This is a genomic window from Campylobacter sp. P0109 (assembly GCF_002138755.1).
Classification (GTDB): domain Bacteria; phylum Campylobacterota; class Campylobacteria; order Campylobacterales; family Campylobacteraceae; genus Campylobacter; species Campylobacter devanensis.
Genome location: NZ_MJKK01000001.1, coordinates 285,933 through 306,656 on the forward strand (window position 1 = coordinate 285,933; position 20,724 = coordinate 306,656).

Annotated in this window: 24 protein-coding genes and 1 pseudogene; 18 read left to right on the forward strand and 7 right to left on the reverse strand. The window is 32.8% G+C overall.

What is annotated here, in order from left to right; translation table 11 throughout:
• The first annotated feature begins 126 nt into the window (after nt 1–126).
• The 3 genes from dnaJ (at nt 127) to CIGNP109_RS01510 (ending at nt 2,623) form a co-directional block, all read left to right on the forward strand.
• Entirely contained in the window at nt 127–1,233 is a 1,107-nt protein-coding gene (gene dnaJ, locus CIGNP109_RS01500; RefSeq protein WP_086227929.1) for a molecular chaperone DnaJ, read from the forward strand.
• 593 nt (nt 1,234–1,826) lie between these two features.
• On the forward strand, nt 1,827–2,204 hold the full coding sequence (locus tag CIGNP109_RS01505; RefSeq protein ID WP_086227930.1) for a hypothetical protein: 378 nt from the start codon (nt 1,827–1,829) through the stop codon (nt 2,202–2,204).
• 113 nt (nt 2,205–2,317) lie between these two features.
• Entirely contained in the window at nt 2,318–2,623 is a 306-nt protein-coding gene (locus CIGNP109_RS01510; protein ID WP_086227931.1) for a hypothetical protein, read from the forward strand.
• Between the two features lie 32 nt (nt 2,624–2,655).
• Here the strand turns inward: CIGNP109_RS01510 and rpsR are convergent, their stop codons facing one another.
• From rpsR to CIGNP109_RS01540, 6 genes are all read right to left on the reverse strand, one after another.
• Nucleotides 2,656–2,916 (reverse strand): 30S ribosomal protein S18, encoded by a 261-nt coding sequence (gene rpsR / locus CIGNP109_RS01515; protein WP_086224380.1) that lies wholly within the window; start codon nt 2,914–2,916, stop codon nt 2,656–2,658.
• A gap of 10 nt (nt 2,917–2,926) precedes the next feature.
• Complete coding sequence (locus CIGNP109_RS01520; protein WP_086227932.1) at nt 2,927–3,532, reverse strand: single-stranded DNA-binding protein; 606 nt, start codon at nt 3,530–3,532, stop codon at nt 2,927–2,929.
• A 17-nt stretch (nt 3,533–3,549) separates the two neighbouring features.
• On the reverse strand, nt 3,550–3,936 hold the full coding sequence (gene rpsF / locus CIGNP109_RS01525; protein ID WP_086224384.1) for a 30S ribosomal protein S6: 387 nt from the start codon (nt 3,934–3,936) through the stop codon (nt 3,550–3,552).
• 87 nt (nt 3,937–4,023) lie between these two features.
• Complete coding sequence (holA, locus tag CIGNP109_RS01530) at nt 4,024–5,016, reverse strand: DNA polymerase III subunit delta (RefSeq protein WP_096027296.1); 993 nt, start codon at nt 5,014–5,016, stop codon at nt 4,024–4,026.
• On the reverse strand, nt 5,009–6,928 hold the full coding sequence (locus tag CIGNP109_RS01535; protein ID WP_086227933.1) for an RNB domain-containing ribonuclease: 1,920 nt from the start codon (nt 6,926–6,928) through the stop codon (nt 5,009–5,011). Before CIGNP109_RS01535 ends, holA begins: the two co-directional genes overlap by 8 nt.
• Nucleotides 6,925–7,737, reverse strand: a complete 813-nt coding sequence (locus CIGNP109_RS01540) for an HDOD domain-containing protein (protein ID WP_086228109.1) — start codon at nt 7,735–7,737, stop codon at nt 6,925–6,927. The genes CIGNP109_RS01535 and CIGNP109_RS01540 overlap by 4 nt, the downstream gene beginning before the upstream one ends.
• 141 nt (nt 7,738–7,878) lie before the next feature.
• On the opposite strand from CIGNP109_RS01540, the gene ilvC reads away from it, so the two are divergent.
• From ilvC to glyS, 10 genes and pseudogenes are all read left to right on the forward strand, one after another.
• Nucleotides 7,879–8,901 (forward strand): ketol-acid reductoisomerase, encoded by a 1,023-nt coding sequence (gene ilvC / locus CIGNP109_RS01545; RefSeq protein ID WP_086227934.1) that lies wholly within the window; start codon nt 7,879–7,881, stop codon nt 8,899–8,901.
• A complete protein-coding gene (locus CIGNP109_RS01550) occupies nt 8,902–10,032 on the forward strand; it encodes a divergent polysaccharide deacetylase family protein (RefSeq protein ID WP_086227935.1) in 1,131 nt (376 codons plus the stop codon).
• Nucleotides 10,016–10,780, forward strand: coding sequence for a DNA-processing protein DprA (locus CIGNP109_RS01555; protein ID WP_086227936.1), 765 nt, complete (start codon nt 10,016–10,018; stop codon nt 10,778–10,780). The genes CIGNP109_RS01550 and CIGNP109_RS01555 overlap by 17 nt, the downstream gene beginning before the upstream one ends.
• Entirely contained in the window at nt 10,777–11,148 is a 372-nt protein-coding gene (ruvX, locus tag CIGNP109_RS01560; protein ID WP_086227937.1) for a Holliday junction resolvase RuvX, read from the forward strand. The genes CIGNP109_RS01555 and ruvX overlap by 4 nt, the downstream gene beginning before the upstream one ends.
• Nucleotides 11,145–12,011 carry an RsmB/NOP family class I SAM-dependent RNA methyltransferase gene (locus tag CIGNP109_RS01565; protein WP_086227938.1) on the forward strand — a complete coding sequence of 289 codons (867 nt, stop codon included), beginning with the start codon at nt 11,145–11,147 and terminating at the stop codon, nt 12,009–12,011. Before ruvX ends, CIGNP109_RS01565 begins: the two co-directional genes overlap by 4 nt.
• Nucleotides 12,012–12,104: 93 nt before the next feature.
• Nucleotides 12,105–12,935 (forward strand): formyltetrahydrofolate deformylase, encoded by an 831-nt coding sequence (purU, locus tag CIGNP109_RS01570; RefSeq protein ID WP_086227939.1) that lies wholly within the window; start codon nt 12,105–12,107, stop codon nt 12,933–12,935.
• Nucleotides 12,935–13,423, forward strand: a complete 489-nt coding sequence (locus tag CIGNP109_RS01575; protein ID WP_086227940.1) for a tRNA (cytidine(34)-2'-O)-methyltransferase — start codon at nt 12,935–12,937, stop codon at nt 13,421–13,423. Before purU ends, CIGNP109_RS01575 begins: the two co-directional genes overlap by 1 nt.
• Nucleotides 13,411–14,700: an endonuclease/exonuclease/phosphatase family protein gene (locus tag CIGNP109_RS01580; protein ID WP_086227941.1), complete on the forward strand. Its 1,290-nt coding sequence runs from the start codon at nt 13,411–13,413 to the stop codon at nt 14,698–14,700. The genes CIGNP109_RS01575 and CIGNP109_RS01580 overlap by 13 nt, the downstream gene beginning before the upstream one ends.
• Before the next feature lie 13 nt (nt 14,701–14,713).
• Nucleotides 14,714–14,803: pseudogene (locus CIGNP109_RS08835) on the forward strand (hypothetical protein); the annotation flags it as partial.
• 64 nt (nt 14,804–14,867) lie between these two features.
• Nucleotides 14,868–16,892, forward strand: coding sequence for a glycine--tRNA ligase subunit beta (glyS, locus tag CIGNP109_RS01590; RefSeq protein ID WP_086227943.1), 2,025 nt, complete (start codon nt 14,868–14,870; stop codon nt 16,890–16,892).
• Between the two features lie 53 nt (nt 16,893–16,945).
• Here the strand turns inward: glyS and CIGNP109_RS01595 are convergent, their stop codons facing one another.
• The gene (locus tag CIGNP109_RS01595) at nt 16,946–17,314 is read right to left on the reverse strand and encodes a hypothetical protein (protein WP_086224404.1); all 369 of its coding nucleotides are present in this window, start codon (nt 17,312–17,314) and stop codon (nt 16,946–16,948) included.
• A 117-nt stretch (nt 17,315–17,431) separates the two neighbouring features.
• Between CIGNP109_RS01595 and CIGNP109_RS01600 the strand changes: the two genes are divergently transcribed.
• The 5 genes from CIGNP109_RS01600 to CIGNP109_RS01620 all read left to right on the forward strand — a co-directional run bounded on the left by CIGNP109_RS01600 (nt 17,432) and on the right by CIGNP109_RS01620 (nt 20,701).
• On the forward strand, nt 17,432–17,641 hold the full coding sequence (locus CIGNP109_RS01600) for a hypothetical protein (RefSeq protein WP_086224406.1): 210 nt from the start codon (nt 17,432–17,434) through the stop codon (nt 17,639–17,641).
• Between the two features lie 2 nt (nt 17,642–17,643).
• Nucleotides 17,644–18,450: a M23 family metallopeptidase gene (locus tag CIGNP109_RS01605; protein WP_086227944.1), complete on the forward strand. Its 807-nt coding sequence runs from the start codon at nt 17,644–17,646 to the stop codon at nt 18,448–18,450.
• Nucleotides 18,451–18,514: 64 nt separating this feature from the next.
• Nucleotides 18,515–18,910, forward strand: coding sequence for a hypothetical protein (locus CIGNP109_RS01610; RefSeq protein WP_086227945.1), 396 nt, complete (start codon nt 18,515–18,517; stop codon nt 18,908–18,910).
• Nucleotides 18,907–19,575, forward strand: a complete 669-nt coding sequence (locus tag CIGNP109_RS01615; protein ID WP_086227946.1) for a response regulator transcription factor — start codon at nt 18,907–18,909, stop codon at nt 19,573–19,575. The genes CIGNP109_RS01610 and CIGNP109_RS01615 overlap by 4 nt, the downstream gene beginning before the upstream one ends.
• Nucleotides 19,568–20,701, forward strand: a complete 1,134-nt coding sequence (locus CIGNP109_RS01620) for a sensor histidine kinase (protein ID WP_086227947.1) — start codon at nt 19,568–19,570, stop codon at nt 20,699–20,701. Before CIGNP109_RS01615 ends, CIGNP109_RS01620 begins: the two co-directional genes overlap by 8 nt.
• Nucleotides 20,702–20,724: the final 23 nt, after the last annotated feature.

Sequence of the window (20,724 nt, forward strand, 5' to 3'; positions counted from 1 at the left end):
ATTTGGCTCCTAGTATAAAATTTGGCACTATTATACCAAAAATTAATAATAAATTTGCTTTTTATGTATAAATTTAGTAACTTTTGGATAAAATCGCCAGTTAAAATTATAAACAAGGAAGATATTTTGGAATTTGATTATTATGAGATATTAGAGATTTCAAGGGATGCTGATAGCGATACGATTAAAAAAGCCTATAGAAAACAAGCGCTAAGATACCATCCAGATAGAAATCAAGGCGATAAAGAGACTGAGGAGAAATTCAAACAGATTAATGAAGCTTATGAGGTTTTAAGCAACGCCGAGAAAAGAGAAATATATGATAGATATGGCAAAGATGGGCTAAAAGGCATGGCCGGTGGTGGCTTTGGCGGTGGATTTGATTTTGATGATTTGGGTGATATATTTAGCTCATTTTTTGGTGGTGGATTTGGTACTAAAAGTAGATCTAAAAATCAGTATAAATATGCTTTAGATATAGAAGTTGGTATTGAGTTAGAGTTTAATGAAGCGGTTTTTGGTTGTGAAAAAGAGATAAAATATAAGTATAAAATTCCATGTAAAAGTTGTAACGCAACAGGCTCAAAAGATGGCAAAAAACAGACTTGTAGCAAATGCGGCGGAAATGGTAAGATAGGAATCCAACAAGGCTTTATGCAATTTGTCCAAACTTGTCCAGAGTGCTCAGGTACAGGCCAAACTATCAAAGACAGATGCCCTGAGTGTAATGCTAGTGGCTATAATGAAATAAGCGATAGCATTAAAATCAATATCCCTGAAGGGGTGGATAATGGTACTAGAATTAGGGTTAGCCAAAAGGGAAATAGATATGAAAATTTAACCGGAGATCTATATGTCCGTATAGCTGTTAAAGATGATGAGCATTTCCATAGAAATGGAGATGATGTATATGTGGAGATTCCAGTATTCTTCACTCAAGCTATTTTAGGTGATAGTATCAAGATACCGACGCTTAGAGGGGAGGCGACTTTGGATTTGCCAGTAGGAGCTAAGGATAAACAGCAATTTATTATCGCTAAAGAAGGGGTTAGAAACGCTAGAACCAAGCAATTAGGCGATTTAATCGTTCAAATTTCAATCCAAGCACCTAAAAAGCTAAATGATGAGCAAATAGAGCTTTTGAAAAAACTTCAAAATAGTTTTAGTATCAAAAGTGGCGAAATGGCTACTGATAAGGGAATTTGGGATAAGATTAAAAGCTGGTTTTCATAAAATTTTATGGCTAAATTTATAACTATAAAATCGCTTATTTGAATTTGTGATTTTATAGTTATTTAATATATTGTCAATTTTTATATTTGTATAAAATTTGGAGAAATTATGCTAGAAAATATTGGTGAAAATGGCAATATTATATATGGCGATCTATAAAAACAGTTAAATTTCAAATGTGATTTTAAAGGTAAAAATAATATTGTATTTTTTTGCTGGAAGAAGCGAGAATATTAATATAACTTTTCACTCAGATAATAATTTGGTTTTTTATTGGCAATTGTGTTAGGGTAAATGGCTCAATCTCTCTTACAAAGGATTGCTGTTGTTATATAGACGATGATAGTAGTTTTGGCGGAGTTAGCCTGCGTATTTATGAGGCTACAAATATTATTATCGGTAGGGATTGTATGTTTTCATGGAGTATATGGGCTGGTACTTGTGATTATCATCCTATAATGGATATTAATAGCAATAATAGATTAAATTTTTCAAAAAGTATTTATATTGGCGATCATGTTTAGTGCGAACAAGAAGCTGGTATTTCAAAAGGCGTATTTATAGCATCTGGATCAGTAATTGGTGCTAAAAGTATGGTTGTTAAGCAGTGCTATTTAAATACTATAAATGCAGGAAATCCAGCAAAACAGATAAAAAATGATATATTTTGGCTAAGAGATGATATATTTGAACAAAAATGGAGTAAAGAAGAGACACTAAAAAATTTAAATATGTCAAATGAAAATTTTAAATATATTTATGATAAAGATAAGTTTATCTCACCAAAAGCTATTGAAAATATGCTAAATAGCCTAATTAATGCAAAAGATAAATTGGAATTTTTATATGATGTAATCTATAATAATAAGAGTAAAAATAGATTTGCTTATTTTGAAAATTATCCTTATGATATCTCTTTAACACAGTATAAAAAAAGATTTAATAATATTAAATTAAAGAGCAATTTTTAAATTGCAATATATCTGAGCCATCTAATATAGTAAAAAAGCCAAGCTCGAAGCTTACCTATGGTAGTGCAAAATTACAAATATTAAATGGACTTGAATATAGACTAGGCTATACTATGGTAGAGAGTTTTAAAAGTACAATAGGTATTTTTAAATTACCATTTAGATTGATAGATGTATTATTAAAATATAAAAAGGAACAAAAAATATATAAAGAAAATATAAAACATAATCCAAATTTAAAAGTGCCAGAGTTTAAATCATATAGTGATTATGAAGATGCCTTAAGATTAAAAAATCATTTAAGTTATAATTTAGGTAAAGCTTTAATAGAAGCTAATAAAAATTGGTATAAAGGTGGATATGTTAAATTTATATTTGAAGTTATTAAGATAAAAAAAGATTATAGTAAAAGAGTGTGAGTAAATTTAATACCCCATAATGGGGCATTAAATTATAGACCTTCAAATGGGTTTGTAACTACATTCTTTCTATCTACAATGTATGGTATAAGAGCAACATGTCTAGCTCTTTTTATCGCTTTTTCTACCATTTCTTGATGTTTTTTGCTTGTACCTGTTAAGCGTCTTGGCATAATTTTGAATCTTTCAGATAGACATTGTTTTAAAAGTGCCGTATCTTTATAATCTATAAAATCAATTTTTGCCTCTGTGAATTTGCAATATTTTTTACTATATTTTCTTTTTTCTGCCATTGTTTATCCTTTAAAACGGAATTTCATCTTCGCTACTATCAATAAAATTTGATTTGCTTGGTTTGCTATCATATTTTATATCAGCATCGAGATCTATCTCTGGGACTTTTTCTTGATAAGGCTCTTCTACTTGCTGTTTTTGATTGTAATTGCTATTTTGTTGATATCTGTTATTTTGGTTAAATTCTCTCCCATATCCACTATTATCTTCTCTTTGGTATGAGTTTGATCTGCTATTAGGATATCCGCTATTGTAGTTTGGCTCACTATCTCTATTAAATCCACCTTGATTTTGTTGTCCGCCTAGCATCTCCATATTTTCTACTACTACTGAGTGTTTAGAGCGATTTTGGCCATTTTGGTCTTGCCAAGTGTCAAATTTAAGCCTTCCTTCTATTAAGACTTTGCTACCTTTATTTAGATATTGATTTGCTATTTCGGCTTGGCGACCAAAAAAGGTTATGTCAATAAAGCAAGTTTCATCTCTCTTTTCACCATTAACGCTAAATTTGCGATTAACAGCCATACCAGCACTACCTACGGCGGTGCCACTTTGGATATATCTAAGCTCGATATCTCTAGTTAAATTTCCTATCAAAACTACTTTATTAAACATAATCTAGCCTTTATAAATTACTCTTGTGGAGCTGCTTTTTCTTCTGTTTTTGACTCTTTTTTAGGTTGGGTTAATTTTTGACCTTTGCTTAGTTTATCCCAAGCTGCGATCTCTTTTTTGTTTTCATATTTTACAGGTAAGAATCTAATAACTTCTTCGGTTATTCTTAAATTTCTTACTAATTCAGCGATTAGTTGAGTTGGTGCTTTGAAGTAGATTACAAAGTATGTTCCACGCTCATATTTGTCAATTTTATAAGCTAATTTGCGTGTTCCCATTTCAACTACACTAGCAATTTCGCCACCATTTTTTGTAATGATCTCTTTAATGAAATCAGCCTTAACTTTAACTTCATCTTCTGTAAGTGTTGGTTTTAAGATGAATAAAAGCTCATAATGTCTCATATATTCTCCTTATGGATTTCGCTCTTTTTCTACAAAAGAGCAAGGAAATTCGCACAAAATGCGGTTTGAATTTTACTAAAAATATGCTTAAAATTTGCTGTTTTGGCTTAAAATTTCTTGTAAATTTAAAAGGGCTGAGAGTAGGTAGCACTCTTTGTCTATGTTGTTTTTGCACTTTAGATCAAATTCAATCTCATTTAAAAATTTAAATATTTTAGTGTATTGATCAATTTTTATAGATATTGCTTGGGATTCAAGTTTATTTAAAATTTGTGGTGGAGGCGTGTATCCTAAGACAATTTTTGGATCAAATTTGCCATTAGTTTTTATATAACTATGTATCAGATAAAGTCTATGAAACGCCCTAAATAGCATATTTAAAAGCGAAATTTCATTAAACGAGCTATCATTTATAAACTCAAAATAATCGCTATTAATACTCTTTTTGCTAATGATTTTATCAAAAAGCGCATCAAATCCAATGCCGTTTAAGGCATAAACTCGCTCTTTTATCTCTTCAAGATTAAATTTATTTGCGATATTAGCGAGTTTATTTAGCTCACTAGCACTAAGATATAGATTCTCATTTTGTAAGTTATAAATGTATAAAAGAGATTGACTATCTATATTTAGGCCTAAGATTTTGGCGTGATTAGATAGGATTTGATTGACTTCTGAAGCAGTGCTAGGTGGGAAAAATCTAACAAAATTTGAGCCAAAATGCTTTTTTAAATCGCTTATGGATTTTTCATCGCCTTCGTGTAGTTCAAAGATAAATATGTTATTTGGATTATTTTGGCATTGGGTTATTAGCTCTTTTGTATCTTTGGCGGGGATTTTTTTGTCATTTTTGATATGTAATAAATTTGAATTTGCAAATAGCGAAGGCTCGCTAAGATGCGAAATAGCAAGGTTAAAATCATAATCATCATAGTATAAGCTAAGCATATTATCTTTGTTAAATTTATTTAAAATTTCTTTAGCGTAAAACTCAACTTGATAACTCTCAGCCCCATAAAGCAAGAAAAAATTTGGGATATTAGCAGAATTTAAAAGCGTTATAAAATCTCTTTTATACATCTAAAATCTCTACTATTTTGCCAATTATTTTAGCTGTTGGGATATCGACATCTGTGATTTGGACCATAACTGGGGTTAGAATTTCACAAAAATCGCTTAAAAATATTCTAGCGCCTTTTAACTCATCATCTAATCTAGCTATTGATTGATTGGCGCTCTCTTCTATAAAGCATTTAAATGTTTGGCCTATATTTTTAGCTGCCCAGCGAGCAAATTTGCGATCCATAAAATCCCAAGCTACCTTATCGGCTTCTCTTTCTAAGATATTTAAATTGGCGCAAAGCTCATCTATGCTAAGCATTAGGTAGTTGCTGATTTTAGGGTCATTTTGAGCTTTTAAAATTCTATGGAGCAAGAGATCTGAGTATCTGCGAATAGGGCTAGTAAAATGCGTATAAAACTCAAACCCAAGCCCAAAATGCCCCCGACAGCTACTAGAATACTCGGCTCTTTTTTGTGCTTTTATGATGAGTTTATCGACATCTTCTCTGATATTTAGCTCACTTGCTTTGGCTTGAATTTGTGTTATCAAAAAGATTAAATCGCCGTGATTTTCGGCTTCTATGCCAAGGGCAGCGAGATCATCTAAGAGTGTGTTGATTTTTTTTATATCTGCTGGTTCGTGATTGCGAAATATCCCTTTGCTTAATCTTTTTGCTGCGGCTTTGTTGGCTAGGAGCATACACTCTTCTATCAAAGAGTGTGATGGAGTTGAGCCTTCAAATTTAGTTGATTTAATCTCATTATTTTCATCAAGGCTCATTCTAAGCTCTAATGTATGAAAATCAAAGCCATTTTTAAGCCGTTTTTCTTTTAATCTTTGTGTGAGATCAAAAAGTGGTATTAGCCACTCTTTTATCTCGTCTTGACAATCAAATTCGCCTCTAAGCAAGCTATCAACTTCATCATAATTAAATCTTCTTTTAGAGTGGATCACACAGCTTATTAAATCCTCTTTAATGGCTTCTAAATTTGAGTTTAAAGTAATTTTAAAAAGATAAGCGAGTCTATCGCAATTTGGTTTTAAAGAGCAGATATTTTCGCTAAGTTCACGAGGTAGCATCGGCACAGCAATGTGTGGAAAATATATAGAAAAACCCCTAAGTCTAGCCTCTTTATCAATACCGCTATATGGGCTTACATATTCGCTGACATCGGCGATAGCTATGTAAATTTCATTTTTATGCTTATCAAAATATATCGCATCATCAAAATCCTTAGCATCAACAGGATCAATGGTGCAAAATGGCAAATGAGTTAGATCAACTCTATTAGGATACATACTTTTATCCACCTCATTGCCAAAGCTAATGGCTTCATTTATGGCTATTTTTGGGAAAATTTCACGCTTATTATATAGTGCCATTGAGATTTTTTGATCTACATTAGCATCGCTTAATACGCCTAAGACTTCTACAATATCATTATCTAAATTATTGATCTTTAAAACAGTGCCTAATGGAAGCTCTTTTAGGGATTTTTGACTAGCTTTTAGGGCTATCGTGATGGAGTTTGGGATAGTTACGCCCATTATAACGGAGCCAATTTTTTTGGTATATACTACACTTGTTTCATTTGCCATAAGCAATACGGCCACCACGGCTGCTTTTTGGCGTGGTTTTTTAAATTTAGTTAGTTTAGCAAGAACGATATCGCCAAAGTGAGCTCCGCCTAAATCACGATTTTCTATCATTAAATCTTGCTTAAATTTGCTATCGTATGGATATAAAAATCCAGTCCCATTACTAGATATATCTAGTTTTCCGCAGACAAAGCCGTCATTGAGATAATATCGATTTTTATATTTTGTAACGGCTTTTATCTGTTCTAATACTCTTAAAATTTCAAGTTCGCTTGACTTGATATATTTACTCTCTAATCCAGTAGTTAAAGAGTTTAAAAATGCTTTCAATGTTGTACTTTTTCAATAGCACTGAAAAATAGTTGAGCATCTAAATTATAGAGTTTTAAAAGCTCAATAGTACTATTTATCTGGTCTGGTAAGAGTGTGCCAAATACATTTATGCTATTACTTATCACGCTTAAGATATAGCAGTGCTTTTTAAGATTTTCTGGGGCATCAATTGGGTTTAAAGAGTATTTTATAACTTCTGCAATCTCAGGTTCTAGATTCCAGTTTTTAAAGATTTGAGCTGTAACCATCTGACTTGAGATACCTACCATATCTATCTCAAGTTTAGATAGTTCGTTTGTTGTAGAGATGTTTTGTAATTTATCTTTAAATTTGGTAGATTTTTTAGAATCAATTAACTCTTTAGCGATTATAATCTTGCCTATATCCATCATAAAACTAGCTGGTGAAATAATGTTTAAAAGTTCACGATTTATCTTGCTGCACCAGTGAAATGCTAAAGCGTTTTGCAATATTGCCAAATCCATAAATTTAGCACTAGATATTCCATATGGTTCTAGATTTATCTTAAAGCTTTTACTAATTGTGCCAGCTAGAGCAAAACCTCTAATAGTTGCCATTCCAAATAGTGCTACAGCTCTATTTATATCAGCAATTTCCCTGCTAAACCCATATAATGGACTATTTGCTGAGCGTAAAATATTTGCTGTTAACATTGGATCTTGGTGGATTACGCTAATTAACTCAGCAATATCACTATCTTCGCTGCTGCAAATTTGCTGAATTTTCATAATTGTCTCATCAAGTGGTGGTAGAGATTTTATACTCTTATAGATTGCATCGTTCATTATATTTCTCGTGTTTTTGATTGATTTGAGTAATTTTACTACATTGAAGTTAAATTTTTGATAATTTTTTGAAAATTTTATCAAATTTAAATTTTAATAATGTATAATTGCCCTTTATTTTTTACTAAAAGGAAGAAGATTATGGCAATAACAGTTTATTACGATAAAGATTGTGATTTAAGCCTAATTAGATCTAAAAAAGTCGCAATGATAGGCTTTGGTTCTCAAGGTCACGCCCATGCTGAAAATTTAAGAGATAGTGGCGTAGAGGTTATCATAGGATTACATCCAAATGGCAAAAGTTGGGCAAAAGCCGAGGCTAAGGGCTTTAAAGTTATGAGCGTAAGTGAAGCGACAAAAGCAGCTGATGTTGTGATGATACTGACTCCTGATGAATTACAAGCTGATATATTTAAAGCTGAGATTGAGCCAAATTTAAAAAGCGGTAGCGCAATCGCTTTTGGTCATGGATTTAATATCCATTATGGTCAAATCGTCCCACCAAAGGGAATTGATTGTATCATGATAGCACCAAAAGCCCCAGGCCACACTGTGAGAAATGAATTTGTAAATGGAGGCGGTATCCCAGATCTAATAGCAGTAGCGCAAGACGCATCAGGCAAGGCTAAGGATATAGCATTAAGCTATGCTAGCGCTATTGGTGGTGGTAGAACTGGTATTATAGAAACTACTTTTAAAGCCGAGACTGAAACCGATCTATTTGGAGAGCAAGCTGTATTGTGTGGCGGACTTTGTGCGCTTATAAATGCTGGATTTGAGACCTTAGTAGAGGCTGGATATGAGCCTGAAATGGCATATTTTGAGTGCTTACATGAGATGAAATTAATCGTAGATCTAATCTACCAAGGTGGTATGGCTGATATGAGATATTCTATCTCTAATACTGCTGAATTTGGGGATTATGTAAGTGGCAGACGAGTAGTAGATGAGAGATCAAAAGCAGCTATGAAAGAGATCTTAAAAGAGATCCAAGATGGTACATTCGCTAAAAACTTTATCTTAGAAAGAAAAGCTGGTTATACTAAGATGAATGCTGAACGCAAATTAAGCGATGAAAGCTTACTAAATAAAACTGGCGAAAAATTAAGAGCTATGATGCCTTGGATCAATAAAGGTAGACTAGTAAATAAAGATAAAAATTAATTGGAACAAGATAAAAAAAATAGCGCCCAAAGAAGTAGGGCGCTTTTATATGTTGGTATTTTGCTCTGTATTTTAGTAGTTGCTATGGCTATTTATACAATTGCTAGTAACTATAAAAATCCTTCTAAAGCTCATAATCAAACACGTATAATAGAGAATATAGATAGATATTTTGAGAGTAGAAGACAGGATTTTACCATATTTGATGTACCTAGAAATTTAGAGCTAAATATCACTGATGAAGTTAAAATACAAATGTTGCCAACTCCAAATTTTACTAAGTTAGATGGCGATGAATTTGATGGTGAGTTTGTTGAGATTAAAAGAGTTGATGAAGTAATTAACAATGATACTAATTCAACAATAAATAATAGTAAAGATCTAAATTCTACTCTAAATTTAAAAGCAAATCCAAGTCAAAAATTAGCCATAAATTCTAGTGAAAATACGAACATAAAACCAAAGCTAACTAATAAACCAAAATTGGCAATAATTATAGATGATATATCTACTTTTCATCAAGCTAAAAAGATTAAATCGCTAAATTTAAATATCACGCCATCAATTTTTCCACCGAATGCTAACTATCCAAATAGCGCAAGAGTAGCTAGGGAATTTGAGTTTTATATGATTCATTTACCACTTGAAGCTATGAATTATCAAGCGCAAGAGAAAAATACTCTAAAAGTAGGTGATAGCAGCGATAAAATAGAGTCTGAAATTAGCAAAATTAGATCAAATTTTCCAAAGGCAATATATATAAATAACCATACAGGAAGCAAATTTACAAGCGATTATGACTCTTTAAAAAAGCTCTTTATAGCGTTTAAAAAACACAATATGATATTTATAGATAGTTACACGACTAAAGATTCTAAGGCTAAGATTTTAAGCAGTGAGTTTGGGAATAAATATTTAAAAAGAGATGTTTTTATAGATAATACCAAAGATGAAAAAGCTATAATAAATAAGCTAAAAGAGGCTATAAAAATAGCTCAAAAAAGTGGCTTTGCTATAGCGATCGGACATCCATATGAGCAGACTTTTAAGGCTTTAAAGAGCTTTAAAAGTGAGTTAGAGAGCCAAGTTGATATAATGCTTTTAAGAGATTTGTATGAAATTTATAACTGACTTTAATCTAAACTCAAATTTCAAAAACCCACCACAAAAGCTATATTATAAAGGAAATTTAGAGTTATTAAATTCGCCAAAAGTAGCAATTGTCGGCTCAAGAAAATGCTCATCTTATACCAAAAACATAACCCTAAATCTCGCTTCAACGCTAAAAAAATATGGAGTTTGCGTAGTTAGCGGTGCGGCAATTGGCGTAGATATCCATGCTCACACCGGTGCGTATCCGCATACAATTGCGGTTTTTGGTAATGGATTAGATCAAATTTATCCATTACAAAATGCCAAAATGATAAAAGATATCTATCAAAACTCATTAGCATTAAGCTCATATGAGCCAGGCATCGTAGCAAAGGGGTGGCAATTTTTGGAGCGAAATTTAATCACAGTAGCCCTAAGCGACGCAGTTGTAGTAGCTCAAGCTGATATTAAAAGTGGCTCTATGAGTAGTGCTAGGGCGGCTATTAAATTTGGAATTCCGCTCTATGTATTGCCTCAAAGACTTGGTGAGAGTAGTGGGACTAATGAGTTATTAGCAAGTGGCAAAGCGCAGATTATTACTGATTTTGATAAATTTGCTATGAAATTTGGGCTGAAAAATTATGATCAAAATAGCGATGAGATCATTGAATTTATCAAACAAAATTCAAATTTTGATGAGTGTTATTCTAAATTTGGAGATCTTATCTATGATTATGAGCTAGATGGCAAAATCGCTATTGATGGAATTTATGTGAGAATTTTATGATAGTTGGGGTTGATATAGGACTTAAAAGAATTGGCGTAGCTATAAGCCCAGATGGCAAAATCGCTATCCCAACCACACCAATCTTGCGTAAAAATCGCAATCAAGCCGCAAGAGATCTTAGTAATATGCTAAGGGATAATGGAGCCAAAATTTTGGTTGTAGGCTTACCAAAGGGTGGTAACTCACAAGATGAGATGGAGCGTAGGATTACTCACTTTATATCTCTTTTAAATTTCGATGGAGAGATACATTATCAAGATGAATCTTATAGTAGCGTTGAGGCTAGCGAGCTAGTAGGAGATAGGCGAGATGGTAAATTCGATAGCGTAGCGGCGATGATAATTTTGGAGAGATTTTTAAAAAGATGAATTTTAAAGATTATCTAAAATCTAGTTTAAATAAGGCTGATTTTCAAAGGGTTTGGAATAGCTTTTTTGAGCCTAAAAGCGTTGGATTTTATCTAAATTTGCTGAAATTTGATAGGGATTATATTATCTCAAATTTGGATGATTTAGGGGTTGAATTTAGGGAGATTTTGCCAAATTTTTATCTATGTAAGGCTGAATTTAAAGAGATTTTGACTCACTCTGAGTTATTTAATAAAGGAGCGATATATATCCAAAATCCAAGTAGCTATCTAGCAGTTTTAGCTCTAAATCCAGCTAAAAATGATATCGTTTTAGATATGTGCGCTAGTCCAGGTGGAAAGAGCATTGCGCTAGCAAATATGATGGGATATGGGGCAGATTTGGCGGTGATGGAGAGCGATAGCAAGAGATTTTATACCTTAAAAGCAAATTTAAATAAATATGGTTGCGAATGGGTGAGAACCTACAATAAAGACGCAAGGAGTATTTCAAGGAGCTGTGTGGGCAGATTTGATAAGATTTTGCTTGATGCGCCATGCTCTAGCTACTCTCATTTTGGTGATGGATTTGTAGAAAAATCAGCCAAAGAGATAAAATCTCTCTCAAAGCTACAAAAACAGCTTTTAAACTCAGCGTTAAGTGCTTTAAAGCCAGGTGGGTGCGTGGTTTATAGCACTTGTACACTCTTTGAGTGTGAGAATGAAGAGGTGATTCAAAATGCCTTGGGATCTAAATTTGATATTAGTATCCAGCCTATTAGCTTTGGTTTAAAAAGCGAGATTGTGAGTGAATTTGGGCTTAGGATTTTGCCAGATTGTGATATGGACGCATTTTTCTTAGCTAAAATTGTGAAAAATAATTAAATTTTTTAATATAACCAAAGTAGCGATTTTGGCTAATTTTTAGCAACAAAATTGTATAATTGGCAGAATTTTTCTAAAATTTTTGGAGATAGAGTGGATTATATTTTAAAGATTGATTGTAATGATGAAAAAGGGCTTATATTAAGAGTTAGCGAGATTGTATTTAAGCATGGATTAAACTATGTTAGCACTAGCGAGTTTGTAGATCATGAAAATAGTAGATTTTATATGCGTGCGGTGGTTGTAGGGCAGGTAAATACAATTGAGTTTCAAAACACTCTAAGTGCCTATTTGCCAAGTGATAGTGTAATATTTTTTGAATCCATAAAGAAAAAAGATATAATAATCCTAGCAACAAAAGAGAATCACTGCTTAGGTGATCTGCTTATTAAACATAGTAGCAAGGATCTAAACGCAAATATCTTAGCTATCATAGCCAATCACGATACCTTGCGTCCATTGAGTGATAAATTTGATATCCCATTTACCTGTATTAGTGCTGATGGATTAGATAGGGTTGAGCATGAAAAATTGGTCTTAAAAGAGTTAGAAAAATATAAATTTGATTATATGGTTTTGGCAAAATATATGAGAATTTTAAGCCCTGATTTTGTCAAGCGATATCCAAAAAAGATTATCAATATCCATCACTCATTTTTGCCAGCTTTTATAGGGGCAAATCCGTATAAACAAGCTTATGAGCGTGGTGTGAAGATTATCGGAGCCACAGCGCATTTTGTTACTGATGATTTGGATGAGGGGCCAATCATCACGCAAGATGTAATAAGAGTAAATCACGAGATGAATTGGAAAGATATGCAAAAAGCTGGTAGAGATGTCGAAAAAGTGGTGCTTAGCAATGCTTTAGAGTTAGTTTTTGATGAGAGAGTTTTTGTTTATGATAATAAAACGGTGATATTTTAATGTTTAATATCGTGCTTGTAAATCCTAAAATTCACACAAATACCGGAAGTATCGGTAGAATGTGTGTTAATTGTGGAGCTAAATTACACTTAGTTAAGCCTTTGGGATTTGAGATTGATGATAAGCATTTAAGGCGTGCGGGGCTAGATTATTGGGCGAGCTTAAATCCTGTGATTTGGGAGAGTTTGGATAGTTTTTTAGAAGCAAATTTGGAATTTAAAGATAGATTTTTCTTTGCGACTACTAAGTGTAATAAGCTATATTTTGAAGCTGAGTTTAAGCCGTGGGATTATCTATTTTTTGGTGGTGAGGATTGTGGATTGCCACTTGATTTAATGCGATTAAATAGGGATAATTGTATCACTATACCTATGACTAGTCAAGGTAGGAGCTTGAATTTAGCCACTAGTGTTGGGATTATCACCTATGAGGCTATCCGCCAAAATATAGATAAATTCGATTTTAGGGATATGGTATGCGAATTTTAATCTCTATTATTTTGTTTTTTGGGGTGCTTTTTTCATCAGAATTAAAGATCGCTACATATAATGTCGAAAATCTCTTTGATGATAGGATTAGTGGTAGTGAATATAGTGATTTTAAATCAAATAGATGGAACGAGGCAAAATATCAGCAAAAACTACAAAAAATCGCTAGAGTTTTAAAGCATTTAGATGCCGATGTGGTGGCATTAAATGAGATTGAAAATCAAAATGTAATGAAGGCGCTAGCTGATTTGAGCGGATATAGATATTATAAATTTGCTACTACAAAGGGTGCGCCAGTTGGGCTTGGGCTACTTAGTAGATATAGGATTAGTGATAGTAGAGTTTATCTTGTGCCAAATGTCAAAACTAGGCCGATTTTGATGAGTAGGGTGGAATTTGATGGTTATGATATTGAGTTTTTTGTAGCTCACTTCCCAGCGGCTAAAAATCCACTTAAAAGCAGAATTGCTGCCGCTGATACAATGAAAAGAGCTATTAAAAATAGCCAAAATGGGGTGATTTTAGGCGATTTAAATAGCAATTATGGATATAAATTTTTGCTTAATGATCTTGATGGATGGACGAATTTGTGGGAGTTTATCCCTACTAGTCAAAGAAGTAGCTATAAAAATGGTAAAAGTGCAATTGATCATATAATATTAAGTAGGGATTTGATGAGTGGGAATTTGGGTTATAAAGATGGGAGTTTTGGTATTTTCAAAGCAAATTTTATGGATGATAGTTACTCTGATCACTACCCTATATATGCTACGATAACTACGCAAAATAACTCTAAAGAGTTGCCAACTCTATCGATTAATCAGCTTAAATCATCTAATCAAAGAGCCAAGATATCAGGCGTGGTGATATATAAGGATAAAAATGGATATATATTAGCCGATGAGAGTCGGCGTGGAATTTATATCTATGAGAAAAATCCATCTCTTGGTATTGGTATGAGAGTTGATGCGGTGGCAAATAAGATTGAAGATTATAAGGGTAATATGCAAATTAGTAGTATCTCTTATGTAAGCTTAGATAGCGATTTTAAGGGTGATGAGAGTAGCTATATGATGGATATAAATGATATAGATATGGCTACAAGCGGCGATGTGATTGGGGATATTGTCTTAGATATTAAGGGTGGATTTGCTAATATTTCTAATACTAAATTTAAAATTTACTCACCAAATAGGGCGATAAAAGATGGTAAAATCTCTATTAAAAAGGCTATTGTGTGGAGTTATAAGAGGCAAAAGGAGTTGATAATTGAGTGAATTTTTGACTTTTATGGGTTGGGTTGTTGTTGTGTTTATTATTTTTGTTCTTGTCGTTGGGTTTAATCGTCAAATGATGGAGAAAAATAGAATTAGAGATGAGATAACAGCTGCTAGAAAAGCCGCTAAGGATAAAAAGCAAAAAATAGATATAGATGGAGATAGCAATGAAAATATTAATTGAGATTGGAGTAGAAGAGCTTCCTGCGATACCTTTTTTAAAAGAGCTTAATAATATTGAGCCTAAATTTAAAGCCGCGTTAGATGAGTATAATATTAAGTGTGATTTTAAGCTTGATTATACCCCTAGAAGAGTTGTATTGCATGGTGATATGGATGAATTCGCTGGTGATAAGATGGTTGAGAGTATCGGCGCACCAAAGCATGTAGCATTAAGTAGCGATCAAAATTGGTCCGCAGCTGCGATAGGATTTGCCAAAAAGTGCGGTATAAGTTTAGATGAGCTGAAATTTGAAAATATCAATGGCAAAGAGGTTTTGTATCATAAGAGCGTGATTAAGGGGGATTTGAGTAAAAATCTGCTTGCTAAGGTTATAAATAAGTTTATATCATCTTTAAATTTCGGTAAATCTATGAGATGGGGAGATGGCAAGTATGAGTTTATCCGTCCGATTAGGTCTATTGTAGCGGTTTTGGATGATGAATTAGTGGATATGGAGATTTATGGTGTGAAGTCGCAAATGGCCTTTTATCCGCATAGAAATTACGGCTATGAGATGGTAAAATTTGCTAGTATCGATGAGTATTATAGTGCTTTAGAGCGTAATGGGATTATCCTTGGTGCTAATAAAAGGCGAGAAAAAATTCTAAATGAATTTAAGCAAATTGAGCAAAATAGCGGTTTGAAAATCGAGTTAGATGAGGATTTATTAGATGAAGTTGTGGCTATTACAGAGATGCCTACTGCGCTTATTGGTGGTTTTGAAAAAGAGTTTTTAGAAGTGCCTAGTGAGGTTATAGTAACTTCAATGAAAGAGAATCAACGATACTTCCCATTAAGAGATCAAAATGGCAAATTAAGCAATCATTTTGTGGTAGTTAGCAATGCTATTAGTAGTGATTCGAATTTGATAATCAAAGGTAATGAAAAGGTGCTAAGAGCTAGGCTAAGTGATGCGAAGTTCTTTTGGGAGAGCGATCTAGCTAGTGAGTTTAGCTCAGCGAAATTAAAAAATATCACCTATTTAGCCGCTCTTGGCTCAATGTATGATAAAGAGATTAGAGAGCGCCAAATTGCTAGAGAGCTAGCTAAAATCTATGAAAAAGAGCTAAAAGATGAATTTGGCGGTGAGTTTATAGATGAGCTTGATAGGGCTGTTATGCTTAGCAAGGCTGATCTTGCTACCTCAATGGTATATGAATTTACAGATTTACAAGGGATTATGGGGAGTTATTACGCTAAACATAGAAAAGAAAATCACTTTGTAATTGAAGCGATCAAAGAGCAATACCTGCCTAATAAAGAGGGTAGCGAGTGTCCGAAAAGCTACTTTTCTAGCGTGGTGGCACTATCATCTAAGCTTGATACGCTAATGGGATTATTTAGTATAGATAAAATCCCAACAGGCAATAAAGACCCATACGCTCTAAGGCGAGCTGCGGCTGGGGTTATAAGGATTGTTTTGAATTTAAATATAGAGTTTGATATCAAAAAAATTCTATCTCTAATAGCTCAAAATTATGCTAAATTCGATTTGGGTAGTTTGGAGCTATTTATAACTGATAGATTATACACTATGTATAATGCCAATCCATCTGTGATAAAAGCGTGTCTAGATAGTGGTGTAAGGGATATCAAAAGGCTAAATCTAGCTATAATTGCCTTAGATGAGATAAGCAAAGATAGCGAATTTAAAGAGAATTTCTCCACATTTAAGCGCCTAGCAAATATAATCAAAGATAGCAAGATTGATAGTGTAGATGAGAGCTTAATGGAGCATGAGAGCGAAAGAGCATTGTATAATAAATTTAACTCATTAAAATTAGATATCAATGATACAAAGGGATATTTGCTATCGTTATTTGATCTAAAACCTTATATTGATAGCTATTTTGATAATGTAATGATAAATAGCGATGATCCAAAGATCAAATCTAATCGCATATCCATAATCGGGCAAATTTATCAAGCATTTTTAAAAGTCGCTGATATAAAAGAGATAACTATATAATCATTAGAGTGCTTTAAAGGCACTCTTGGATTGGAAAATTGGATTAAGAAGGGTTAAAAGATACCAGCGAAGAGCAGTTTGGAGTCTAGGTGATACTCGATTGCTATCTTATTTCCGCCTCTATAATTTTTCAAATAACTGGCTATTTTGTTTGAAATTTCATCAAATTTAACTCTATTTATAGACTCTTTACCGCTTATTATAAGCTTTAAATTATCGCTATTTGAGTCTATTTTGACATCGTGTAAGATATCATTATATCCAAGCATAATATCTTTTTGATTATGCTCATCAGCTCCCATAAAATCAACATCTATACTATATGTAGATAGAGGTATATTTAGTCCAGTAGGCTCACTATTTTTTTGTGCATAGCTACCAAGCGATAATAAGCATGGCAAAAGTAGATGTAAAATTCTCATACAAACTCCAAAAAATTTATCCTAAATTTTATCATAAAGTGCATTATTTAAATATAAATTTCAAAGTTAAATTAAGGAATTTTAGGTATTATTGCGAAAATTTTTTAAGGAGATATAGTGAGTTTCGATGAATTAGAGCTAGAAGCTATTATACAAGAGGTTTTAGAAGAGTGTGGAGAGTTTGAGAATTTAGATGATGAGGAGCTTTATGAGCTTATTGAAAAGATCAAAGAATTAACAGATGGCGATACCGAAGAGGCTTATGAACAGCTAAATGGATATTCACCAATTAGTAGAAAAAGATTCTTATCTCTATACTCTGTTTGATTATGCGAGTAGTTTTAGCTCTTTTGATATTTGCTGTTTTTAGCTGGGCTGAGGATACCTTTAATGGTAGTGTGGAGATTTTTAGCATTGATTCTAATTACGCTGGTGAGCTAAAAATCAATGATAAAACCACAGCTTGGCTAGATCATCCTACGCAAGATGGAGTAAAGATAGCTATTATCCCTATTGGATACTACGCTAAAAATGATATTAATATCACAAATAGCCTAAATAACCAAAGCAATTTAACAATATTAAAAGTTAAGCAAAAAAACTATAAAAAAGAGAGTATCACAGTAGCCCCCTCAAAGGCTAATCCGCCAAAAAGTGTGATGAATCGCATAGAAAAAGAGAGAAAAGAGGCAATTGAGATATATAAGACTTTTAGCCCAAATTTGTTAGTTAATAGCGAATTTATATCGCCTATGAGTAGCTTTATCACTAGTGAATATGGAAATGCTAGGGTATTTAATGGTAGTATTAAGAGCTATCATGGTGGCGTTGATTATAGGGCGGCGATAAGGCAAAAGGTGGTGAGTGCTAATGATGGGATAGTAAGAATTGCTAAAGATAGATATTATGCTGGAAAGAGCGTTGTAATTGATCATGGTGGTGGTATTTATACACAATATTATCACTTAGATAGGATAGATGTCAAAGTTGGCCAAAAGGTTGCTAAAGGTGAGAAAATCGGCTTAAGCGGTGCGAGCGGTAGGGTGAGTGGACCACATTTGCACTTTGGGATTATAGTGCGAAATACTCAAGTTGATCCATTGATTTTTATAGAAAAATTCAACTCAATTTTTTAAATTCACATTTTTTAAACAAAAGCTATATATAATTTCACTATATTTTATATAGAAAGGATTTAAAATGAAAAAGATTTTAAGTATAGCTTTAGCGGCTATGGTAAGTAGTAGTGTGGCATTTGGTGCTGATAGTGCGACTAGTTTAAGCAAAGAGATGTTTGAGTTTAAAAAGCAAGCTAGTAAGGAGTACTATAAAATTCAAAAAGGTTGCGAGCAAATTCATGATAAAATAGCTAAAGCAACTCAAAATATGGATTCTAAACAAAAAGAGGAGTTCTATAAAGAATTTAGATATCAAATGCGTCAAAATATGGCCAAACTAGGCAAAGATGAGCAGTTTTATAATGGAATTTGTGGTCCGCATATAAGAGGTCCAAAAGCAAATAATCGCTCTGATCGCCCAGGTAAATTTACGCCTAATTGCCCAAATGGTATAAATCCAGATTGTCCAATGAGATGAGTAGCAAAATACTTCTAATAGAAGATGAGCCTATGCTTTGTGAGATGGTTAGTGATTATCTTATGGAGCAAGGCTTTGAAGTTGTAAGTAGTGATAGCTATGAAGATGGCTTGAGTTTAGCATATGAGGGTAAATTTGATATTTTTATCTTTGATGTTAAGATTATAGGCGGTAATGGCTTTGATCTACTTAATGAGCTTAGAGGCTCTGGGATTAATACTCCTTGTATCTATATTACCTCATTAAATGATATAAATGATCTAGTTAAGGGCTTTAAGAGTGGTTGTGATGACTATATCAAAAAGCCTTTTGAGTTAGCTGAATTACATCTAAGAGTAGATAATATCCTAAAACGCAAATTTAGCCACTCAAGTAGCGATAACTATGTAGAAATCTCTCCAAATATAAAGTTTGATATAATACAAAAGAGATTAATCAAAGATAATGCTATAGTCCAAATAGCCAAAAAAGAGGCTGATTTGTTGGTTTTGTTTTTAAAAAATCGTGGCAAAATTTTAAGCAGAGATGAGATATATATGAATTTATGGGATTATGGTCAGGTGCCAAGCGAGCTAAGTCTAAGAGTATATATCAGAAATTTGCGTAAAATAATCGGCGAAGAAAAGATAATCTCACATCCAAAAATAGGCTATGAATATGTATAGCAAAAAGTATATTTTGCCAATATTTTTGCTATATACTCTTTCTAGTATGATATTTTTAATCGGATTTGCCACTATGTATTATAAAGAGGCGAAATTTGATATAATCAAACGAGATAAGATCCGCCTAGAGGCCTTTGCTAAAGAGCTTGAGTATATACTTCGCTTAAATAATAATATAGATAATATAATGAAATTAAAATCCTTTTATCCAATTAATTTTTATAATATCAAAACAGATAAATATATCTATAAAAGCTTTGATACGCCGAAATTTAAAGGCAAATTTTATGAAGGTTTAGATGCTTTGTATATGAGAGAGAATATCCACTCAAAAAGGCGAACAATAGAGCTATTTGTAGAGTTAAAAAGCGAAGATACTATTAAGGATATAAATCAGCTTTTTTGGCGTGTGTGGCTTATAGCTGGGGCGGTTTTTGTTTTGGTCGGGCTTATTGCTTTTGTTTTGGTTAAGCTTGCGTATTTGCCGCTTTTGGCGCAGATAAAAGCGCTCAATAACTTTATCACAGATACTACGCATGAGATTAATACCCCTTTGAGCGTGATACTTATGAGTAGTGAGATGTTTGATAAAAATCCGCCAAAATATTTAGAAAATATTAAAATAGCAGCCAAAACTCTAAGTGGAATTTATAATGATTTGGCTTTGAATTTAAAGAATAATCCAAATGTTATTAGTAAATTTAATATCCAAACTCTGCTTGAGAGTCGCATTAAGCTATTTGAGCTTTCAGCTAATTCAAAGGGGCTTAAATTTGAGATTAATTCTAACTCTTTTGAGCTATCTAGCGATATACAAAAAGTTGGTAAAATATTAGATAATCTCATATCAAATGCGATAAAATATAGTAACAAAAATTCCAAAATTATTATCAATTTAGACCAAAATAGCTTTGAGATAATCAATTTTGGAGCTACTATCTCTAAAGAGAATATAGACAAAATCTATGATAAATTCAGCCGTTTTGATACGCAAAATGGCGGCTTTGGGATTGGGCTTAGCTTGGTTAAGCGATATTGTGATGAGCTTGGTCTTAGTATCGAGTGTGAAAGCGGTGATAATCAAACTAAATTTAGAGTTATTTTAAGAGATTTTAAAGATAGATAATTGGCATGGAGAGAGTCTCCATG

What these genes read in the sequence shown, in the direction of transcription:
- CIGNP109_RS01505 (WP_086227930.1), top strand. Translation starts at nt 1,827, where the DNA reads ATGGTTGTTAAGCAGTGCTATTTAAATACTATAAATGCAGGAAATCCA.
- CIGNP109_RS01510 (WP_086227931.1), top strand. Translation starts at nt 2,318, where the DNA reads ATGGTAGAGAGTTTTAAAAGTACAATAGGTATTTTTAAATTACCATTT.
- rpsR (WP_086224380.1), bottom strand. Translation starts at nt 2,916, where the DNA reads ATGGCAGAAAAAAGAAAATATAGTAAAAAATATTGCAAATTCACAGAG.
- CIGNP109_RS01520 (WP_086227932.1), bottom strand. Translation starts at nt 3,532, where the DNA reads ATGTTTAATAAAGTAGTTTTGATAGGAAATTTAACTAGAGATATCGAG.
- rpsF (WP_086224384.1), bottom strand. Translation starts at nt 3,936, where the DNA reads ATGAGACATTATGAGCTTTTATTCATCTTAAAACCAACACTTACAGAA.
- holA (WP_096027296.1), bottom strand. Translation starts at nt 5,016, where the DNA reads ATGTATAAAAGAGATTTTATAACGCTTTTAAATTCTGCTAATATCCCA.
- CIGNP109_RS01540 (WP_086228109.1), bottom strand. Translation starts at nt 7,737, where the DNA reads ATGAACGATGCAATCTATAAGAGTATAAAATCTCTACCACCACTTGAT.
- ilvC (WP_086227934.1), top strand. Translation starts at nt 7,879, where the DNA reads ATGGCAATAACAGTTTATTACGATAAAGATTGTGATTTAAGCCTAATT.
- CIGNP109_RS01555 (WP_086227936.1), top strand. Translation starts at nt 10,016, where the DNA reads ATGAAATTTATAACTGACTTTAATCTAAACTCAAATTTCAAAAACCCA.
- ruvX (WP_086227937.1), top strand. Translation starts at nt 10,777, where the DNA reads ATGATAGTTGGGGTTGATATAGGACTTAAAAGAATTGGCGTAGCTATA.
- CIGNP109_RS01565 (WP_086227938.1), top strand. Translation starts at nt 11,145, where the DNA reads ATGAATTTTAAAGATTATCTAAAATCTAGTTTAAATAAGGCTGATTTT.
- CIGNP109_RS01575 (WP_086227940.1), top strand. Translation starts at nt 12,935, where the DNA reads ATGTTTAATATCGTGCTTGTAAATCCTAAAATTCACACAAATACCGGA.
- CIGNP109_RS01580 (WP_086227941.1), top strand. Translation starts at nt 13,411, where the DNA reads ATGCGAATTTTAATCTCTATTATTTTGTTTTTTGGGGTGCTTTTTTCA.
- glyS (WP_086227943.1), top strand. Translation starts at nt 14,868, where the DNA reads ATGAAAATATTAATTGAGATTGGAGTAGAAGAGCTTCCTGCGATACCT.
- CIGNP109_RS01595 (WP_086224404.1), bottom strand. Translation starts at nt 17,314, where the DNA reads ATGAGAATTTTACATCTACTTTTGCCATGCTTATTATCGCTTGGTAGC.
- CIGNP109_RS01605 (WP_086227944.1), top strand. Translation starts at nt 17,644, where the DNA reads ATGCGAGTAGTTTTAGCTCTTTTGATATTTGCTGTTTTTAGCTGGGCT.
- CIGNP109_RS01610 (WP_086227945.1), top strand. Translation starts at nt 18,515, where the DNA reads ATGAAAAAGATTTTAAGTATAGCTTTAGCGGCTATGGTAAGTAGTAGT.
- CIGNP109_RS01615 (WP_086227946.1), top strand. Translation starts at nt 18,907, where the DNA reads ATGAGTAGCAAAATACTTCTAATAGAAGATGAGCCTATGCTTTGTGAG.
- CIGNP109_RS01620 (WP_086227947.1), top strand. Translation starts at nt 19,568, where the DNA reads ATGTATAGCAAAAAGTATATTTTGCCAATATTTTTGCTATATACTCTT.